This is a genomic window from Secundilactobacillus folii (assembly GCF_009720675.1).
In the GTDB taxonomy this organism is placed as follows: Bacteria; Bacillota; Bacilli; order Lactobacillales; family Lactobacillaceae; genus Secundilactobacillus; species Secundilactobacillus folii.
In genome coordinates this window covers 162427-181916 of sequence record NZ_WNJO01000005.1, presented here as the reverse complement: position 1 = coordinate 181916, position 19490 = coordinate 162427, and the positions used below count along the sequence as shown (strand labels likewise).

Genomic DNA, 19490 nt, shown 5'->3' with positions numbered 1-19490 from the left:
ATAGAACCAAAATAACTGCTTCTAAAATCTCTGGTAACAAGCTTTATCTTTATGCAAAGATCAATATGGTTGGGCTTCATGCCAAACATATAGTTAGTAAAACTGGTAAGTATAATTTCAGGCTAACAGTTAGAGATAATAAAAAAGTGATTAAAAGTACTGACATGGGATCGGTGATGCATTCACACAGCTATTCGATAGGTGCGGGATCAAACTATTATTACACTCTTTTTAGAAGTATCTCGGAAATGTAATTTTAAAAACCAGGTAAGTAAGTAAAATGATAGAAAAGCATACACTGAAATATAATGATTCTCTGTCAAACATCTTAAAGTAAGAGTTATCAAGATCGTGATGACAATCCTGGAGCAATTGTCAATTTGTATTGGTGAGGCTTAGACTTTTTAATAGGCACAGTCACATTTTATGTGGCTGTGTTTTTTGAATGAGTAAAATGTAGTTAAAGAATTTAATCACGACAATTTCAAAAAGAGCACCTAGACCAATGAAGGTCTAAGTGCTCGCATCAAAAATTATCAACTTTGACGAAGAGCCCCATAAATAAGCAATCAATCTAAAGGTTGCTTTTACATCAACAGCATTACCAGCAGTAGTTGATGTATCAGCAGCTTTGTCAAACATGTAGCTTGAACTATAATTGCTGATCAAGTTACTTAAGTTAGCATCTGAAATAATATTAGCAACGTCTGCGCCAGAAACTGTGTCACCTGCTTTAACCTGGAAGGCAGCCTTAGCACCAGAAGCATCCAAAAGGCTTTTGTCGTTACTCTTCAACGAGATTGGGTTGCCTGATTGATCAACGGCAGAAACTTTAATAGCTTTTGTTGCGCTGGCATCCGTAGCTTTTACGTAATCAACGGTATCGCCATTCTTAACCGAAGCAGCTGCTGTCCGGTCAGCAACTGATGCAGCACCGCCATTATCGTTGTCGTAAGAAACGTAACCTGAAGGAACACCACTAATGATGTTACTCAAGTTAGAGGTGGTCGTGACGTTAGTTATTGTAGCACTCTTATCAAAGGCAACGGAACCTGTACCGACTTCTTTGCCAGTACTCTTATCAACGTAGCTGATCTTAGCTGAGTTCCCTTGTGGTGCCTGAACCCAAGTTGTATACCTAGCCACGATAACGGCCGTTAAATGAAACGACCTTGTAGTAAACAGAGCCACGGTTGGTCTTAACGGGCAATTAAAATTACTGCTGCCGATTTAACAACCACTGGGTTAAGCTATACAGATCCTGTCTGCCTGACTCATCTGGCAATTGCTGAATCAGGTGCAGTGCCTGCTTAGTCAGCTCACTGGCCGTATTTTTAGCTTTTCCAACACCATCGTATTGGTCCACCAATTGTTGAACTGCCTCAACGTCTTCAGCGGTCATCTGTTCCTTCTTGGAGAGGTATGGCTTGAATGCCCGGTTGGCCCCCTTCATCGCTAAAATCAGCGGTAACGAATATACCCCGTTTTTTAAATCCTCTAGGACTGGTTTTTTAGTTTGCTTTGCATTACCGTCATAATCTAAAATATCATCCATAATTTGGTAGGCTTTACCAATCGTTAAGCCAATCTGGCCCGCTAAATCAACGATTTCAGGAGTACTATGACTCAATGAAGCGCCCTGCCGACAGCTCAACCAAAAGAGTTCGGCAGTTTTACCGCTGATCTCCTTGAAGTACTCCTCCTCAGTCACGTTTCGCTTATAATTGAGCTTCATTTGCTCCAACTCACCAGTTAATATGTCACGCATACTATTGATATTGAGCTGTAATTCTTGCATGTCATGGGTCGCTTTCATCACTTCGTTAAAGTATAGTGTGAAAAGATAATCTCCGGCATAAACGGCATTACGCGAACCATAGAGTGTATGAAGCGTTGTGATACCACGTCTCACAGGAGAGTGGTCGATCACATCATCATGGATCAAGGTAGCCACGTGTAAAATTTCCAACGATGCCGCCCCTGCCCGCAAAACTGCGTCATCGTGCTGATCACCAAATTCTGAGAACAGGTAGAAGAAACCTGGTCGCAAAAGTTTACCCCCGGATTGGAGAAGCGCTAAGATTTGTTTGTGAATTGGGCGGTTTGGAAGCGTCACTGCATCAACTAAATAAGGTTGTAACTGAGTCAGTTGCGCTTTCACCCGCGGAAATTGGTTCCAAAGTTTGTGAACCATTTGTTGCCACCCCTTTATATTTCACCCGCCGCCTTACGGGAAAATAGACTCGAATTTTACTGCAATTACTATGTTACCACATGATTCAGGAATATTAGCTGATAGAAGATTTAAATTACCAAAAACGCCGAAATTAAATGACATTTACGCTAGCTTCAAGGGATTTACCTAATAGTTTGACCCCTGGTGACTCAGCTAAACTATAAAGGTAAAAGTCTTTGAACCAACTGTTGGGGAGGGAAAACAATGAAAAAGCAGCATCGAATTATTGCAGGGGTACTCAGCCTGGCAGCAATTTTTACTTTAGCGACTGGCTGCAGCAGCTCTAGTAGTAAAAAAAGTTCTTCATCATCTTCGTCAACCACTCGTACCGTCACAGATATGAGTGGCACCAAAGTTAAAGTCCCTAAGCGAGTCACCCGAGTAGCTGATTTATGGCACGCCAATAATCAAGTTGTGCTTCTGTTAGGCGGTCAAAAGAAACTCGTAGCCACCACCCAGATGATCAAAGCAGAACCTTGGTTTAACGCAATCTATCCTAAAATCAAGGCGGTCAAGGCACCGTTTGCTGGGCAGGACATGCAGATCGAAGCACTGCTTAAGACTAAACCAGATGTGGTGATTGCTTCTGACCCCGGTCAAATCAAGCAAGCCCGAAATGCTAAACTACCAACGGTGAACGCGATGTACCAGAACTTCGCTGGCCTTCGTCGCTCGGTGAACTTAACGGCTAACGTTTTAGGCGGTTCTGCACCCAAGGTCGCAAAAAACTACCAAAAAGACCTCACCACTAATCTTAACGAAGTCAAAAACGGTTTAAAGGGCGTCACCAATAAGCCTAAGGTTTTGCACATCGTTGGCCCGACGAACCTGAACCAAGTCGATGGTCGAAAAACAATTGTGGATCAGTGGATCAACGCTGCTGGTGGCCAGAACGCTTTAAATCAAACTGGCAACATGATTTCGGTAACGACTGAAAAGTTAGCTAAATCTAATCCTGACGTCATTATTGTGGGTAGCACCACGGATCGCAACGCCTTAAAAGTCCTGCGAAAAGATCCCGTATTGAGTAAACTGACCGCCGTTAAAGAGGGTCACGTCTACGGGAATCCTCAGGGAACCTTCCCGTGGGATCGGTATAGTGCCGAAGAAGCGCTCCAAGTTCTCTGGGCGGCTAAGAAGATTCACCCCGCTCAGTTTAAACAATTGAACATGGTGAAAAAAACGCAAAGCTTCTACCAGAAATACTATCAATACAACCTAACGACTAAGCAGGCCCAACTCATTTTGTCGGGTTCAACCCGGACGAAGTAAACTTGGTTTGCGAGTGGAGAAATGCTCTCACAACCTCAAACATGGGCACAAAAAATGGCTTTCCTAACACGGGAAGTCTTTTTTGTCGCTCTTAATCATTTTCAGCTGGATTTAACGCACCTGTCGCCATAGATTTTCATCAAAATGACCCAGCCCATTAGCCGCCAACGTTTTAAAGTAAGCAATCAGTTCAATTGCACCACTCTTGCTGATTGAAGCAATCGCATTTAGCCCAGTACCAGTAGGGACAACGTTACTCATGTGGGTGATCTCATTCCCGTTCACAATCTCAACTTGTGCGCAGGTCACAGTCCAGTGAGTCATGACGTTCGGGGCAAAGATCAAAAACAGATTATAGTCGTCAGAAAGGTACCCTGGCATTGCCCAGGCCACGTCGTCCAACCGTTCGGGATATAAATTACCCTGCATGGCAAAATCAGTAATGTTGGCTTCGGTGGGCACTTGATCCAGCACAAATAAAGTATTTTCAAACGCTGGTGTGCCTAACTTGGCTTCTGGTCCACTTAGCGGTTCTTGATTCATCATCGTTTTCACATCCTAAGCAAAATTTTCACGGTAAAACTGATACTTAGACTTAATTTCCTTTAGCGGCTGATCCATCACGTGTTCAAAACCGGAATCGTCAACTTTAAAGTGGCTAATAATTTTAGCTGCTAGTTGGATCTTCAAACCGGGATTCTGAGCCACCAAGGGGCGCAAATCGGTGGCCATAATTTCAAATGCAGGAATAAAGTGAGGCACTAAGATCGAGCAAAAATCCTGGTAGGTATCCGCAAACACCTCGGAATAAGCATGGTCGGCATACTTCAAGTCGATTGCTTCCAACTTGTCAAAGTAATCTTTATCTGACAAGCCCTTTTGATTTTTGACAATGTGTTGCTCATCGTACTCGTGCATCAGGTAGGCGTCCCAGTCGCGGTAGGCATAGGTGGTCATCTTTACCACTAAGTGGCGACCGGCTTCGTTAACGTTTGCCGGGACCATTTCTCCCTTCGGATCCAACAGGTACGGCTGCACAAGTTGTGCCGTTACATAGTGGTAGAACGTGCCCGGAATGAGTTCTTGATCCTGGTCCGCCTGGTAAAGCTTTCCCTTACCAGTCAGTTGCGGTAAGTTAATTAGGCTGAGTCGAGTCTGGTTGACTGCGTAAATCATATCTTCTAGTTCCTCATCAATGTCATTGGTCCGACTAATGACCTGTAAAACGTGTGTAAATAAACGCACGAGTTCATTACGTTCGCCCTTTTGGTTGTCATAGACCCCCAGTTGGCGGGCGTACTTACGAGTTTCACGTTCTAACTGCTCTTCCAAGGCCGTTGTCAAACGTTCCACTTTAACCGGCAAGACTGGCTGATCAAAGGCCTCTCGTGCCACCGTGCGAACCGCCGCTCGCAGCCGCGGCCGCATTTCGATAAAGTCCGGAAATTCGAACACGTTTTGGAATTCATAATGGCCGCTCGCGTCTGGTTTTGCAGCGTTCAAATCGAAATTAAACTTTGCCAAAGTTAACCCTCCCAGCATTGATTTACGTCCAGTTTACTCGTCTCGATCCGTGGCTGCCATTAGGGAAAAGGCGCATATTAAGCTGACCATTCCAGCACCGAAGAGGGCTGGAACAAACGGCTATCTTAGCAGATAGAAAACTGGTTTCTTAACCCTCAGATTTCTCCCACGCATACAAATAGCGTCGCAGATTTCTAAACTAGAAATCAACAACGCTATTTACTCACATTCTGGGACTAAACGAGCTTTGTCCACTTTTTGTGAAGATATTCATTTGTATCAGCAGATTGAACTGCTTAACCGATCAACTTCGGCGTGGCCGACGACGATAAACGATGTAGCGTCTGAAGATGTACTGCCACGGCAACGTCAAAGCGTGTACTAATCTGGTGTACGGGAAGAACCCAAAAATGGCAAAGCCACAAATCACGTGAATCTTATAGATCAGCGGCACTCCCGCCATCAGCTGCCATTTCGGCTGTAGATAAAACAGTGAACGCGCCCAGACCGACAGCGTTGAACGGTAGTCAAAGTTTGGCATGAACGGGCTTGAAAGCGTTGAGGCTAATCCCAAAGCAATCGTGATCAAAAGTGCGACGTCTACAACTAAGTCAGTCCACGAACTGGTAATGAAGACGCGGGCATTGGTAAACCGCCGATAAGTCAGGATTATAATACCGGCCAGTGCCAATAATCCGGCACCGGAACCCATCATCAACGAACCGACCAGGTGATACATCTCGTCTGAGATACCAAAGAAGGCCGTCCAGGATTTTGGAATCAGGATTCCTAAAATGTGACCAAAGAAGGCCAGAATAATACCCACGTGGAATACCAGGCTACCAACCATTAGCTTTCGCTTCTCCAGCATTTCACTTGAAACAGCCGTGATGCCTGCGTGAAAGAACGTAAACCGAATGATCGTGCCAAAAACAAATGAAAGTAGCATTGCGTAGGGATAAATCACCCACAGAAAAATTGAACCAAAGTGACTCATTGGGTCTTCACCTCCACTTCTACGCAGTCTCGCAGCGTTTGACGGATCACTTGAATAATCTGGAAATAGGGATCATCAATGTCTGCAGCAGCGTTTTGCAACAACGTATAGGTGCCATCTTCCATAACTTGAAAGGCGAGCTTAAGGTCTTGTTTCCGATAGTCACCATCAAAACTACCAAAGGCTAAGAACTCCAGCAACATTGGTAAATAGTCCGCGAGTTCATTGCCGTCGATGGTGACGCCAAACATTTCGTAGAGCATCTTTAACTTGGCTAAGATCGTACCCCGTTCGCGTGAATCAGTCATTTTATAGTACGACATGTACAAGGTATAACGCTTGTTCATTTCAAACAGGTTCGAATAGTGGGCCTGCTGATGCAGCAGGTCTTCTGACCGTAAAGCATCAACGGCAGCTAACAACTTTGGTTTTTGCGCAGTTTCCGGAAAATGTTGAACGAGTTCCTGATAGGCTTCATCACTGAAGGTCTCTTCATCAGGATAATCAATGAACCGGGAAAGATCCACAAAGGCTCCGGAAAACGCGTGTAATTGAGTAAAATTAATCACGCCAGATCCCCCCATAGAAACTTTCTGCATAAATCTGATTCGTTGATTCACCAGCTTCAGCCTTCTTAAACATGCTGCCATGTTGCGGTGCTAAAGCACAGCCTTCACACTCATCATAACCAACGGTACCCTGTTCACTTTGCAGGTCTTCGAACTGTTCCTTGTGACTGCGTGGAATCACGAACCGGTCTTCGTACTTGGCAATTGCCAGCAGACGATACAGCGATGTGGCGCTATTTTCGGTGAGGCCAACGCGAGTTAACTTCGAAGCGTCAAAGTCTTTCCCACTTGTTTTAGCGCGCATGTAAAGCCGCATCATGGCCAGCTTATAAAGGGCTGCTTTGATGACTTCCACGTTTCCGCCCGTCAGCAGGCTAGCTAGGTAATCCACTGGCACCCGCATTTCATCGATTCCTGGGAAAATCATCTCTGGGTTCTTGATCGAATCGCGTCCTTCGAAGTAGTTCATGATCGGTGACAGCGGAGGAATGTACCAAACCATTGGCATCGTCCGGTATTCAGGATGCAATGGGAAGGCGATTTTTTCCTCAACCGCCATCCGGTAAATCGGCGACTTTTGCGCTGCTTCGATCATTTCTTCTGAAATGCCATCGGCCAAAGCCTGTTGCACGATATCTGGGTCGTTCGGATCCAAGAAGAGTCCCAACTGAGCTTCGTAGAGCTTATCTTCATCCGGCGTTTCAGCGGCCTCTTCAACTCTATCAGCATCGTATAACATCGCACCAATGTAGCGAATTCGGCCAACACAGGTCTCAGCACAAACCGTTGGCTCCCCCTCTTCGATGCGGGGATAACAGAACGTGCATTTTTCAGCCTTATTCGTCTTCCAATTGAAATAGACTTTCTTGTAAGGGCAGCCGGTCATGCAAAATCGCCAGCCACGGCAGCGTTCCTGATCCACCAAAACGATGCCATCCTCGTCTCGTTTGTACATTGCACCAGACGGGCAAGAAGCCACACACGGCGCGTTCAAACAGTGTTCACAAAGACGGGGCAGATACATCATGAAGGCATTTTCAAAGTTCGCCTTAATATCCGTTTCGATCTTATCCATGTTCGGGTCCTGTTTAAAATACTTTGGTGAACCCGCCAGATCATCATCCCAGTTAGGACCGGTCTGCAGATCCATCGTTTGACCCGTGATCTGTGACTTAGCTCTGGCGACAGGCTGATGCTTTCTTTCGGCGCCAAATAACGTTTGATAATCATAGGTCCACGGTTCGTAGTAGTCATCCAGTTCAGGCATGTCTGGGTTCCAGAAAATCTTGCCTAAACTAACTTTATTGATTTTGTTACCAGCGCGCAGCTGCAGCTTACCCTTGCTGTTAAGTTCCCAGCCGCCTTTATAGTGGCCTTCGTCTTCCCAGCGCTTTGGATAACCCACACCTGGTTTGGTTTCTACGTTGTTAAACCACATATACTCGGCACCCGGACGATTGGTCCAAGTGTTCTTGCAGGTTACTGAACAGGTATGACACCCAATGCATTTATCAAGATTCAGCACCATTCCAATTTGGGCTTTAATCTTCATTCCAGTTCACCTTCTTTAGCTTGCGCACGTTCACGTACAGGTCACGTTGATTCCCAATTGGGCCGTAGTAGTTGAAGCCGTAACTCAATTGCGCGTAGCCACCAACCATTTGCGTCGGCTTGATGTGAATCTGAGTTGGCGCGTTGTGCGAACCACCACGGTTACCAGTAATCGTGGATAATGGTTCTTGAATCTCCATATCCTGGGCGTGATACATATACATTGACCCTTCTGGCATCCGGTGGGAAACAACGGCCCGGCAAGTGACCACCCCGTTACGGTTGTAAATTTCTAGCCAGTCGTTATCCTTGATGCCGATCTTGTCAGCATCAACCGGACTTAACCAGACGTTTGGACCGCCACGGAAGAGTGTCAACATCTCCAAATTATCGTAGTACATCGTGTGAATATTCCACTTTCCATGAGGCGTCATGTATCGTAAGGTCAGTTCCTGACCGTCTTCTGCTGGCGTCACTTTGGTATCTGCCGGACCCATGACTTGCGGTGGCAGGGTCGGTTTATAGGTGGCCAGTGACTCACCGTATTCCTGGAAAATCTCGTGATCCAAGAAGAAGTGCTGGCGACCAGTTAAAGTTCTAAATGGCACCAGCCGTTCGATGTTGACGGTAAATGGTGAATACCGATCGCCATCGTTCTTCGATGACGTAAAAATCGGCGTTGGAATGGCCTCTGCAGGTTGAACGGTGATGCTCTTAAAGGTCATCACATCAGACGCGCGCCCGGCAGGAATATCACTCAGCGACATCCCAGTGACTTCTTCGGCATTTTTCCAGGCTTTAACCGCGACGTGACCGTTAGAGGTACTCGAAAGGTGCAAAATGGCATCGCAGACGAACTTATCCTGGTCCAGTCGTGGACAGCCAGCGTTGACGCCCTTATCAAAGGTGCCCAACATCTCCTTGAGTTCATCGTATTCTGGTGAGACATCAAAGGAGAAGCCTTCACCGCCAACTTTTCCGCGGGCGTTAGGACCCAACGAAATGTATTTGTCATACACCGCCGTATAATCGCGCTTGATCAGAGACAAAGCAGGCATCGTCTGCCCCGGGATACACTCGATTTCGCCCTTCTTCCAGTCCTTGATCTCACCGAATGGCTGCGTAATTTCACCCTTGGAATCGTGCCCCATTGGCTGCGTCTTCAGATCATACTGTGGCTCAGCGTAGTACTTCTTAGCCATATTAGAGAAGGTCTGCGCCAGCACTTTGAACTGTTGCCAGTCACTCTTGGATTCCCACATTGGGCTAATGGCCGCGTTGAACGGGTGAATGAACGGGTGCATATCCGTCGAGGACAGGTCTTCTTTTTCGTACCAGGTTGCAGCTGGCAAGATCACATCCGAGTACATTGGCGTTGCTACCATTCGGAAGTCCATGTCGATGGTCAAATCTAACTTCCCGGTGATCGTGTCATCGTTCCAGACCATTTCCTCCGGCTTATTGCGCTCGTTAGTCTTGGCCAACAACCCGTTTTCGGTTCCTAACAGGTGCTTCATGAAGTATTCTTGACCCTTCCCCGATGAGGTAAAGAGGTTTGAGCGCCAGATGAAGAGACTCTTTGGTGAATTCTGCTTCGCGTCAGGGTCTTCAGCGGCAAAATGCAGTGTGCCGGCTTTCAATTCCTTAATCACTTGCTTGGAGATCTCAGCAATGTCAGTCGTGCCATACTGCTTGCTAAACGACAGGTTGCTCCGGTCAAACTGCGGATAAGACGGCAGCCAACCCAAGCGGATCGCCAGTTCATTGTAATCAGCAGTGTGGGCGTAGCTGTGCTTCGACTTAGTGACGGGTGACTTCAACGCTTCGTTGTCCAGTTCATCATACTTCCACTGATCAGAAGCAAAGTAGAAGAAGGAAGTCCCGTTTTGCTGCCGGGCGCCACCCTTTTGCCAGTCGTTAGCAAAGGCAATCGTTGACCAGCCTTCTTGCGGCCGTAATTTTTCTTGACCAACATAGTGTGCCCAGCCACCGCCGGAAACGCCTTCGCAGCCACACAGCATCAAGTTATTGATAATGGCTCGATACGTCATATCACTATTGAACCAGTGGTTGATCCCGGCACCCATGATAACCATGGTTTTGCCGCCTGTGTCCAGTGCATTTTGCGCAAATTCACGGGCAATTTGGATGACCAGACTCTGTTTAACGCCAGTCACTTTTTCCTGCCAAGCAGGGGTGAAGCAGCTGTCAGCATCATCGTAGCCCTTAGCTGCCAGGTCATCGTTAGGATCACGCTTGATCCCGTACTGAGCCATCATCAGATCAAAGACCGTGGTGACTAACTGTTGACTGCCATCCTTAAAAGTAACTGTCTTAACTGGCACGTGCCGTTTTAAAACGCTGTTCCCCTGTTGATCAAACACTGGGAAGTCGACAACGACCTGACGTTCGGCATCGACTGACAGCTGCGGATCGATCTGATTACCATCCGCATCTTTAAGCTCCAAGTTCCACTGTTGGCCGGCTTCCCAACGCTGACCCATGGTCCCGTTTGGAACCACGATTTTGCCTTGCAATTGATCATAGACAACGGGCTTCCAGTCACCATTTTCAACTGAATCAGCGGTTAAATCCGAGATCCGGACGAAACGATTGGAAGTGTAATCGGTTTCATTTGCTGCACTCGGCTGCAACGTGATCAAGAATGGCAGATCCGTATACTGTTTAACATAATTGCGAAATTCTGGAACGTCTTTCTTTTGATAGTACTCATTTAAAATCACGTGTGTCATACCCTGGGCTAGAGCGGCATCCGAACCGGGATTCGGGGCCAGCCAGTTATCGGCAAACTTCACGTTTTCAGCGTAGTCAGGCGATACGGCAACGATCTTTGCGCCGTGGTACCGCGCCTCAGTCATAAAGTGGGCATCAGGCGTCCGAGTTAGGGGCACGTTTGAGCCCCACATCATAATGTACTGACTGTTATACCAATCAGCAGATTCAGGCACGTCAGTCTGCTCGCCCCAGACCTGAGGTGATGCCGGCGGTAAATCAGCATACCAATCATAGAAGCTTAGCATCTCACCACCCAGCAACGAGATGAATCGAGCGCCAGAAGCGTAACTCATCATCGACATTGCAGGAATCGGTGTAAAGCCGGCAATCCGGTCTGGACCGTACTTCTTGATCGTGTACAGTAACTGAGCAGAAATCAGTTCCAGAGCCTCTGGTCGATGAACCCGAACCATGCCGCCATGACCCCGGGCACTCTTATAGGTCTTAGCCTTCTGCGGATCCTCAACAATGCTTCCCCAAGCATCAATTGGATTATCAAATTGCTGTTTAGCTGCCACCCATAAACGCCACAACTTACCTCTAACGTAGGGATACTTAATACGAACCGGGCTGTATTCATACCACGAAAAACTAGCCCCCCGTGGACAACCCCGAGGTTCGTAACCGGGCATGTTGATGCCACACTCTGGATAATCAGTCGCTTGGTGTTCCCAAGTGATCACACCCTGTTTGACATACACATTCCAGCTGCAAGACCCCGTACAGTTCACACCATGAGTTGTCCGAACAACTTTATCATGCGCCCAGCGTTGACGATAGAGCTTTTCCCAGCGGCGATTGTGTTCCTCCAACTGGGTAAAAGTCCCGTTAAACTTCTCAACGCGGTTAAAAAAGCGGGATTTTTTCACTTTTCTGCTACCTCCTCTTTGTTCGAGATCAAGGTGAATGACTTTTCGGAAAACGGGTTGCATCTGACTGGGGCCATCAGAGCTTAGAATGTGCGCTTTGGTTTCCTTGTTACTTAGGCTTTGGTGGGAGGCGGAGTTAGAACTGGTTCAGCGACATTGCTGAATCGGGCTCCTCAAGGCAAGGACTTGCTCCGCACCTTAGTTGAATCAGGCTCCTCAAGGCAAGGACTTGCACATAAGCCAACTCTGCCATAAATCCCAAGTTCGGGGGTTTCTGCCAGAGTCAGCTTATGCTCCAGTCCTTAACCGCCTTGCTCCGCACCTTGCCTTGCACCTTGGCCTAATTAGTCATTTCCCTAATATCAAGATTAGCATGCTACTTGTTATACTTCGACTAGGGAAATACCTATATTTCTACAAAATTTCTAATCTGATTGGAGGTGTTTGCCATGAACCGTTACGACCGCCAAGAACGCGTTCGTACCATCGGTGTTGCTGGTCAACGCCGCATTTGCGCCTCAACAATCCTAATTGCCGGCGTCGGTGCCCTCGGCAGCTACACCGCTAGCCAATTAGTTCGCGCCGGAGTTGCTCACCTGATCCTAGTTGATCCAGACATTGTCTCGACCACTAACCTGCAACGCCAAGCCCTGTTCACCGAACAGGATGTCAAAGACCAGAAATTCAAGGTCACTGCTGCTCGCGACCACCTGTTAGCAATCAACCACAACGTTCAAATCGACATCTATCCAGAAGCGCTCACTAAACTGCATCTAACAACCCTACACTTCGACTTAGTCTGTGATTGCCTCGATAATTTCAAAACCAGAGACCTACTCAATAAAGCTGCTATCAACCAAGGTTTCGACTTTATTTTTGCCAGTTGTGCCGGCAACTTTGGCAGCGTCATGGCAATGTCACCCGCAAAGCACCCGTGTCTAAGTTGTCTCTACCCTAACCTAGACTCGCTGATGCAAACCGATTGCGACCTGATTGGTGTCAACACTGCACTAGTTCCGCTCGTCTCTGGCCTACAGGTCTCACTGGCACTGCACTATCTAGTTGATAAAACGGGCGTTAACTTTGACCAGTTGATCACCATTGATAATTGGCAAATGATGCAGCAGTCCTACAAAGTTAATAAAGACCACCAGTGTCCGATCTGCTCGCGACACGATTGGCCGCTCACAGAAGCGCCCCAAGCTGAACAGCTACAGGTGCTCTGCGGCACCCAGACCTATAGCGTCAAGTTCTCAGCACCGTTGACACTTCAAACTTTCAGCAATTGGTTAACTGACCGCAACGTTCAAAGTCATCAGTTTAAGCGGTTTTTGACCTTTAGGTGGCAAACTTATGCCATCAGCTATTTTGACAACGGTAAACTGCTACTTTATGGTATGCCGACTTTAGCAGCCGCCACGAAAATTTTTAATGATTTAAAACAGGCGTTACCAATCGCTGAGGAACAGGAGGAGCTCCAAAAATGACATCCGTTATGATTTTGACAATTAGCGATACTCGTAATTTAAGTGATGACAAATCAGGCCAATACCTAGTGGATGAATTTCGAAAAAACGACGTCTCCGTCCTCGACCGGCAAGTCGTCAAGGACGATGTTGTGGAAATCCAGGCTCAGTTCTTGCAATTTGAGCTGGCGGAGCCGGATCTCATCGTCACAAATGGCGGCACCGGTATCGCCCGCAGAGATGTGACGATTCCAGCTATTGAACCGTTATTGACAACCAAGGTCACTGGCTTTGGTGAAACTTTCCGGGAACTTTCGTATCAAGAAATTGGTACTCACGCTCTCGCTTCCCGTGCCATCGCAGGATTCAACTACTATCATCAGTTGTGCTACTGCTTACCGGGATCAACTGGTGCCTGCCGGACGGCCATGTCAAACCTCATTATTCCGGAATATCAACACCTATTATTTGAACGTCGTAAATGACGAAAAGGAGAGCAAACAATGTTAACAAGACGTTACCCAATTTCAATCGATGAAGCGATGGACAAATTGGCCACCATTCAATTACCAACTAAAACGGAAACCATTTCCGTAAGTGAGGCGAACCACCGCGTATTGGCTCAGGCAGTCACCGCCCCATATGCCTACCCGCATTTCCGACGTTCCGGTTATGACGGTTACGCGATCCGCGCAGAAGACGACCACGACTACCCGAAAGTGTTCAAAGTGGTCGGCAACATCCCCGCTGGTGCCACGTTTGATGGTCCCTTAGGTGAAAACGAAACGACGCGCATCATGACCGGTGCTTTCGTACCCGAAAATGCCGGCAAAGTGATTATGCTGGAGCAAACCCGTGAAGTCGACGGTCATCCAGACGAAGTCAAAATGGTGGTGACCGAAAAGCACAGTAACATTACCGAAATCGGAACGGAATTTGCTGAGGGCGACCAACTAATTGCGGCCGACAGTGAACTGAATCCTGGTGGCTTAGCGATCCTATCCGCCTTTGGCATTCAAGAAGTTACTGTTTATGCTCGCCCACGCGTCGCAATCATTACCACCGGCACCGAACTGATGAAGCCCGATGAACCGCTTCAAGCCGGAAAAATCTATAACAGTAACGGTCCAATGATCAAATCACTGGTGACTGAAAACGGCGGTGTGATCACATCCTACGAACAGTTGATCGATGATACCGCGCTACTTAAGCAGTCTCTTCAAACCGCCATTGCCAATAACGATATCGTCATTACTGATGGAGCAGTTTCCGTGGGCGATTTCGATTTTGTGGCTGATGCAGCTCGAAATGCTGACAACCTGCTGTTTAACAAACTGAAGATGCGTCCTGGCAGTGTGACCACTGCATTTGTCCAGGATTCAACTCTGGTCATGGCGCTTTCTGGTAATCCCGGTGCGTGCTTCACCGGCTTTTACCTCTACGTTGAGCCAATCTTAAGAAGGTTCGTTCACCAAAATAGCCGGGTCATGAAGACCACCGCGACATTGGCGGCTCCTTACCATAAAACTAACGGGTTCGACCGGGTACTCAGAAGCACCTTCACAATGGATCTTAACGGCATGAAAGTCTATCCAAACGGTTCTGACCAGTCAGGGGCCCTCGGTAATCTGCAGACGACCACTTGCCTCGTTAAGATCCCGCACAGCACCGCCCCGATTGCCCTGAATGCTGAGGTGACAACATGGCTGCTACCCTTCAAGTAATTGGTTATAAGAAAAGTGGCAAGACCGCCGTTATGGAGGCACTGATCAAAGCTTTAAGCGGCCGCTTTCGGGTGGATGCCATCAAGCATGACGCCCACCATGCGGCCATGGATGTGTCCCACACTGATTCAGACCGGTTTGCAAAGGCCGGTGCTCAGAGTGTGGTGCTGCAATCGGAGCAGGGCCTCTTTTACCATCGAACAAGTAACGGGCCAGTGGCAGCCGCAGATATTGCGGACTGGCTGCCTGACCAACAAGACATCTTGCTGATCGAAGGCTTCAAGCCGGATCCATACCCGAAAATTGTGATGTTGCGACCACAGGATCATGCTAGCAATTTTCAGGCATTTCCAAATACGATCCTGTTTGCCAGCTTAAATCCGCACCCTGATGCGACTGTCACAGGTGTTTCAGCAATCGTTAATTGGGTTGAAAACTATCTTTTAAAGGGAGCTGATAATGTGAGTGATAACCTAACTCATTTTAATGATCAAAACCGGGCTAAAATGGTTGATGTCACGGATAAAGCGGTAACCCACCGGGTGGCACTGGCAACTGGTCAAATTACGATGCAATCAGCCACTCTCCAGCGCATTCACGAGGGGCAGATCAAGAAGGGTGACGTTTTAGCTGTGGCTCAAGTTGCTGGCATTATGGCTGCGAAACAAACCAGCAGTTTAATTCCGATGTGCCACCTCATTCCACTTACCGGAGTGGATATTCATTTTGAAGATAATGACACTGATACTATCACCGTAACTGCGCAAGTTAAGACTAAGCACGTCACAGGAGTTGAGATTGAAGCCTTACTGGCAGTCCAGACCACCCTATTAACTATTTACGATATGTGCAAAGCTATCGACCGCGGCATGCTGATCAGCAACGTGCATTTAGTCGAAAAAGACGGCGGTAAAAGTGGTCACTTTGTTTACTCAAATAACTGAACGGAGGCAAATACCATGATTGGTATCGTTTTAGCAGGAGGGACATCCAGTCGATTTGGAACGGACAAAGCGCTGTATCGCTTTCCAAATCAACAGGTCAATAACGCACAACTGGCTGTCGACAAATTGATCACGATCTGTGACACTGTGCTGGTCAGTGCTAATCAGCAAAACTTCGCCGAGCTCACACGTCAATTTTCAGCTTCAAGCGGCGTAAACGTCATTTCCGATCAGCCACCGTTTGAACAATGCGGTCCTTTAAGTGCCATTTACGCGGCCACCTGTCTGTTCGAAAAGCCTAACGACTACCTCACCTTAGCAGTCGACTACCCATTGATCTCAACCGAAGTCCTCGCCACCATTGCCAACCATGGTAACTGCTACGCGGCTACGCCTGATGCGGACCACTACACGCTCGCCCACTTTACGGTTGACCAGCAGACCATTAAGGACTTTTTATTGCTGGACGATTACCGTCTCAGTTATTTCATTACTGAGGTCAAAAACTGCGATCCCGTGTCGTTTTCAAACGCAGCCCTCTTCATTAATTACAATACGCCGGAGGTAAATGAACATGAAAAACAAAAGTGACATGACTGATCCTGATTTTCAAAAACTCCTACAAATTGCTTTAACAGACTTATCCATTCGAAGGACAATGGCGGAAAATACAGTCTCAGAAGTTAATCAAGAGATGCGGTCGCTAGAAAAGGATGACCGTTTAGATAAGCTCGATCTGCAGATCCAGTCGATCCGCCACGATTATGATCACTATCGCCAATTTGTTGACCCAAATTTCAAACTTGATATTAATCAGGAATATTCTGAGTAATTTTTTAATTCCAAAAGTATGTTAAAAATATGAATTTTATGCGCAAAACGCTTTCATTGCACCTTAAAAATGTTATTATAGGGGGGAATCAAATTGAGTCTGGAAGAACTTGATTCACAGCACGATTACCAACGATTGGTCAACCGGATCTACCATGCTGAAGACTTCGATTTTGTCGGCTTGGCACTTCCAGCTTCTGGACAATCAACCATCAAATGGTACTTTGTAGCTGGTAATCAAAACGAACAATTTAGAAAAATCGTACTGCGCAGTGGTATTGGTATTGCCGGCTTAGTTGTTAAAACGGGTAAGCCTTTTTGGAAAAACGGTCTGCACGATGTGATGTACGAAAGCAAAATGTACACACCCATTGCAAAAACGGAGTCACTCCAAAGTGCCGCCGCCATTCCCATTTATACCTCCAAAGTCAAACTAGCTGACGGCGTGCTGTTGGCTGGTTATCGATCTGATCAGCAAGTCTCAGCGGAGACTATCAGTCGACTTTCCCGATACCTCACCACTGATTAGTGCGGCGTTGGGAGGTCGACTTTTTTGCTAGAAACACTAAATTGGATCGAACGTTATTTTGATGAAGTCACTGACGCGGTCTTCATCTTTCAAGAAGACCACCTACTTGTCAGTAACCAACTGGCCAAGAACTTACAGCAGGAGTTAGATCTAGACCCAAACTACCTCGCCCAAGTTGCCGATGCTTCGGTAAAGCAAAAGTTGGCCCCCACCGATGACTGTTTTAAGTGTGAGATTCGTAGTCTCATGAAGGATATTTCAATTCCCATCACGCTAGCTGAAGATCAACCTCACCCACTGTCGTACTTTTTGATTTACCACGTGATCGATACCGACAACCACGTCTTTTCATTAACGTTGAAAAGTCGCGATATTATTGAACGCATGGATCAGTTGGCCCAGCAGCGACAGCTTAATCAGTACGTCAACCGAGCCCATGAAGAAGAGCGCAAAAAAATTTCCTCTGACCTGCACGACAGTATTGCGCAGGGCGTTTATTCCGCCATTATGGGCGTCCGGCGGCTACGAGAGGAATCACTTTCAGCGGACGAAATTGACGAATTGAGCCAAATTATTGAACGGGAATTAAATGATACCTTGACCGAAGTAAAGGGCATGGCGCTTGATATTCGGCCCTCAGTACTGGATAACTTTGGCCTTTTATCGGCCTTGAAGGTTCTGGCACAGCGTAGTCAGGAAAATTCTGGTGTCACTGTCACCGTCATTGGTAAGGCCGATACTGACCGTCTAAGCAGTAACGTCCAAAGCGTGCTCTATCGCATTGCCCAAGAGTCGATCCACAACGCTCTAAAACACGCGGAAGCTAATGAGATCACCATTTTATTGGTCTCTCATGACCACTTTATTAACCTTGAGATCATCGACGATGGCGTTGGTTTTGACGTCCCTGCTCATCGCAAATTTAACGGGCGTTCATTAGGCCTGATGAACATGAACGAACGGGTCAAATCGTTGAACGGCTCGTTTGGTATCAAATCGTCACCTGGTAATGGGACCACGGTGACAGCTAAATTTCCGGTAGTAGGTGCTTAGGGGGATCTTGGTATGTATAACGTTTTAATTGCGGATGATCACGCGGTCGTTCGGTTTGGGTTAGCCACTTTAGTCAATAAACAGCCGGAGTTTAAGGTTGTGGATGAGGAAGCAAACGGGACTGATACCTATCTTCGCGTTGAACAAGGCGACATTGACATTTTAATTATGGATCTTAGTATGCCGCCTGGTGAAAGTGGCTTGATCACCACCAAACGCATTCATGATAATTTTCCTAAGGTCCGAATTCTCATTTTATCCATGCACGAAGAACAGGACTTCATCAACCGCGCCTTACATAACGGTGCTATGTCTTACGTACTCAAAAGTTCTTCAGATGACGAACTTTTGCGGGCGTTACGAAAGCTGATGAACGGTGAAGCCTACGTTGACCAAAACATCAAGCTCACCACTGATGACCTTGCCAAGATCAATACCGATGGTACCGAAGTTGATCTAAAGGGTTACGCTAGTCTCTCCAAGCGTGAGCGAGAAGTCCTCCCGCTGGTGACTTTAGGCTATTCCAATAAGGAGATTGCTGCCGATCTGTTCATTTCCACCAAGACGGTGGAAGCTCACAAGGCTAATATCATGCAGAAATTAAAGTTAAAGAATCGCGCCGAACTCATTCGTTACGCGATTCATAATAACTTGATCGATTTATAAACTGAATTTAACTTCAATACCAATGCTGTCACAGAACTAGTTCGCTGGTTCATGACAGTTTTTTACGTCGTCTCAAATTCAGAAATAAACAACGTGACTTTTAGGCGTTTTCCCTATGGTTTCATAGTGCAGTCCCGTTTACACTTAATTTAAAATACTTATGAACTGGAGAGGGGTATCATCATGGCACACAATGTTAGTTTGGATGAAGAAATTATGGGGATCCTCAATGACGTCAGCCAACACCGATTTCGTGAGGGGCGCCAGTTGAATCCTAACTCGATGCTTTTTACCAGTGTTAAAAAGGCAAACGACGCTGGTTATCTTGAGGGTGCTAAAATCGACGAGCAATATAGTCACTCACTAGCTAGCGTTGATTTGAGCCATGCAACACTGACCAAAAGTGGTCAAACCAAATTACAGGCACTCATCGATGCCTCACAAGCTTAAGGGGGGAACACGC

General features: G+C 46.9%; 19 protein-coding genes and 1 pseudogene. 12 read left to right on the top strand and 8 right to left on the bottom strand.

All coding sequences use genetic code 11. From position 1 onward, the window contains the following. Window positions 1–513: 513 nt before the first annotated feature. Both GM612_RS05850 and GM612_RS05845 read right to left on the bottom strand, forming a co-directional pair. On the bottom strand, window positions 514–1146 hold the full coding sequence (locus GM612_RS05850) for a hypothetical protein (RefSeq protein ID WP_155431446.1): 633 nt from the start codon (window positions 1144–1146) through the stop codon (window positions 514–516). A gap of 70 nt (window positions 1147–1216) precedes the next feature. Beyond that, window positions 1217–2194 carry a polyprenyl synthetase family protein gene (locus GM612_RS05845; protein WP_155431445.1) on the bottom strand — a complete coding sequence of 326 codons (978 nt, stop codon included), beginning with the start codon at window positions 2192–2194 and terminating at the stop codon, window positions 1217–1219. Window positions 2195–2440: 246 nt separating this feature from the next. Here GM612_RS05845 and GM612_RS05840 point away from each other — a divergent pair, with 246 nt between their 5' ends. Continuing rightward, complete coding sequence (locus GM612_RS05840) at window positions 2441–3508, top strand: ABC transporter substrate-binding protein (RefSeq protein WP_155431444.1); 1068 nt, start codon at window positions 2441–2443, stop codon at window positions 3506–3508. A gap of 111 nt (window positions 3509–3619) precedes the next feature. Here the strand turns inward: GM612_RS05840 and GM612_RS05835 are convergent, their stop codons facing one another. The 6 genes from GM612_RS05835 to GM612_RS05810 all read right to left on the bottom strand — a co-directional run bounded on the left by GM612_RS05835 (window position 3620) and on the right by GM612_RS05810 (window position 11814). Then, complete coding sequence (locus GM612_RS05835; RefSeq protein WP_425500335.1) at window positions 3620–4054, bottom strand: hypothetical protein; 435 nt, start codon at window positions 4052–4054, stop codon at window positions 3620–3622. A gap of 12 nt (window positions 4055–4066) precedes the next feature. Then, on the bottom strand, window positions 4067–5032 hold the full coding sequence (locus tag GM612_RS05830; protein ID WP_155431443.1) for a hypothetical protein: 966 nt from the start codon (window positions 5030–5032) through the stop codon (window positions 4067–4069). Window positions 5033–5336: 304 nt separating this feature from the next. Further along, a complete protein-coding gene (gene narI / locus GM612_RS05825; RefSeq protein WP_155431442.1) occupies window positions 5337–6029 on the bottom strand; it encodes a respiratory nitrate reductase subunit gamma in 693 nt (230 codons plus the stop codon). Next, a complete protein-coding gene (gene narJ, locus GM612_RS05820; RefSeq protein WP_343031823.1) occupies window positions 6026–6598 on the bottom strand; it encodes a nitrate reductase molybdenum cofactor assembly chaperone in 573 nt (190 codons plus the stop codon). Before narJ ends, narI begins: the two co-directional genes overlap by 4 nt. Further along, entirely contained in the window at window positions 6591–8150 is a 1560-nt protein-coding gene (gene narH, locus GM612_RS05815) for a nitrate reductase subunit beta (protein ID WP_155431441.1), read from the bottom strand. Before narH ends, narJ begins: the two co-directional genes overlap by 8 nt. Beyond that, a complete protein-coding gene (locus GM612_RS05810) occupies window positions 8140–11814 on the bottom strand; it encodes a nitrate reductase subunit alpha (RefSeq protein ID WP_343031822.1) in 3675 nt (1224 codons plus the stop codon). The genes narH and GM612_RS05810 overlap by 11 nt, the downstream gene beginning before the upstream one ends. A 449-nt stretch (window positions 11815–12263) precedes the next feature. Here GM612_RS05810 and GM612_RS05805 point away from each other — a divergent pair, with 449 nt between their 5' ends. From GM612_RS05805 to GM612_RS05760, 11 genes and pseudogenes are all read left to right on the top strand, one after another. Next, entirely contained in the window at window positions 12264–13301 is a 1038-nt protein-coding gene (locus GM612_RS05805; RefSeq protein ID WP_155431439.1) for a HesA/MoeB/ThiF family protein, read from the top strand. Next, entirely contained in the window at window positions 13298–13765 is a 468-nt protein-coding gene (locus GM612_RS05800) for a MogA/MoaB family molybdenum cofactor biosynthesis protein (RefSeq protein ID WP_155431438.1), read from the top strand. The genes GM612_RS05805 and GM612_RS05800 overlap by 4 nt, the downstream gene beginning before the upstream one ends. 18 nt (window positions 13766–13783) lie before the next feature. Continuing rightward, a complete protein-coding gene (locus GM612_RS05795; RefSeq protein WP_155431437.1) occupies window positions 13784–15004 on the top strand; it encodes a molybdopterin molybdotransferase MoeA in 1221 nt (406 codons plus the stop codon). Further along, window positions 14983–15315: pseudogene (gene mobB, locus GM612_RS12435) on the top strand (molybdopterin-guanine dinucleotide biosynthesis protein B); the annotation flags it as partial. The gene GM612_RS05795 and the pseudogene mobB, both read left to right, overlap by 22 nt. A 150-nt stretch (window positions 15316–15465) precedes the next feature. After that, window positions 15466–15948, top strand: a complete 483-nt coding sequence (moaC, locus tag GM612_RS12430; RefSeq protein ID WP_343031825.1) for a cyclic pyranopterin monophosphate synthase MoaC — start codon at window positions 15466–15468, stop codon at window positions 15946–15948. Window positions 15949–15963: 15 nt separating this feature from the next. Beyond that, window positions 15964–16539 carry a molybdenum cofactor guanylyltransferase gene (locus GM612_RS05785; RefSeq protein WP_155431435.1) on the top strand — a complete coding sequence of 192 codons (576 nt, stop codon included), beginning with the start codon at window positions 15964–15966 and terminating at the stop codon, window positions 16537–16539. Then, window positions 16523–16780 (top strand): hypothetical protein, encoded by a 258-nt coding sequence (locus GM612_RS05780; protein WP_155431434.1) that lies wholly within the window; start codon window positions 16523–16525, stop codon window positions 16778–16780. Before GM612_RS05785 ends, GM612_RS05780 begins: the two co-directional genes overlap by 17 nt. 93 nt (window positions 16781–16873) lie before the next feature. Then, the gene (locus GM612_RS05775; RefSeq protein ID WP_155431433.1) at window positions 16874–17308 is read left to right on the top strand and encodes a GAF domain-containing protein; all 435 of its coding nucleotides are present in this window, start codon (window positions 16874–16876) and stop codon (window positions 17306–17308) included. A 24-nt stretch (window positions 17309–17332) separates the two neighbouring features. After that, window positions 17333–18361, top strand: coding sequence for a sensor histidine kinase (locus GM612_RS05770; protein WP_155431432.1), 1029 nt, complete (start codon window positions 17333–17335; stop codon window positions 18359–18361). A 12-nt stretch (window positions 18362–18373) separates the two neighbouring features. Then, complete coding sequence (locus tag GM612_RS05765; RefSeq protein WP_155431431.1) at window positions 18374–19027, top strand: LuxR C-terminal-related transcriptional regulator; 654 nt, start codon at window positions 18374–18376, stop codon at window positions 19025–19027. 183 nt (window positions 19028–19210) lie between these two features. Beyond that, complete coding sequence (locus GM612_RS05760) at window positions 19211–19477, top strand: hypothetical protein (RefSeq protein ID WP_155431430.1); 267 nt, start codon at window positions 19211–19213, stop codon at window positions 19475–19477. Window positions 19478–19490: the final 13 nt, after the last annotated feature.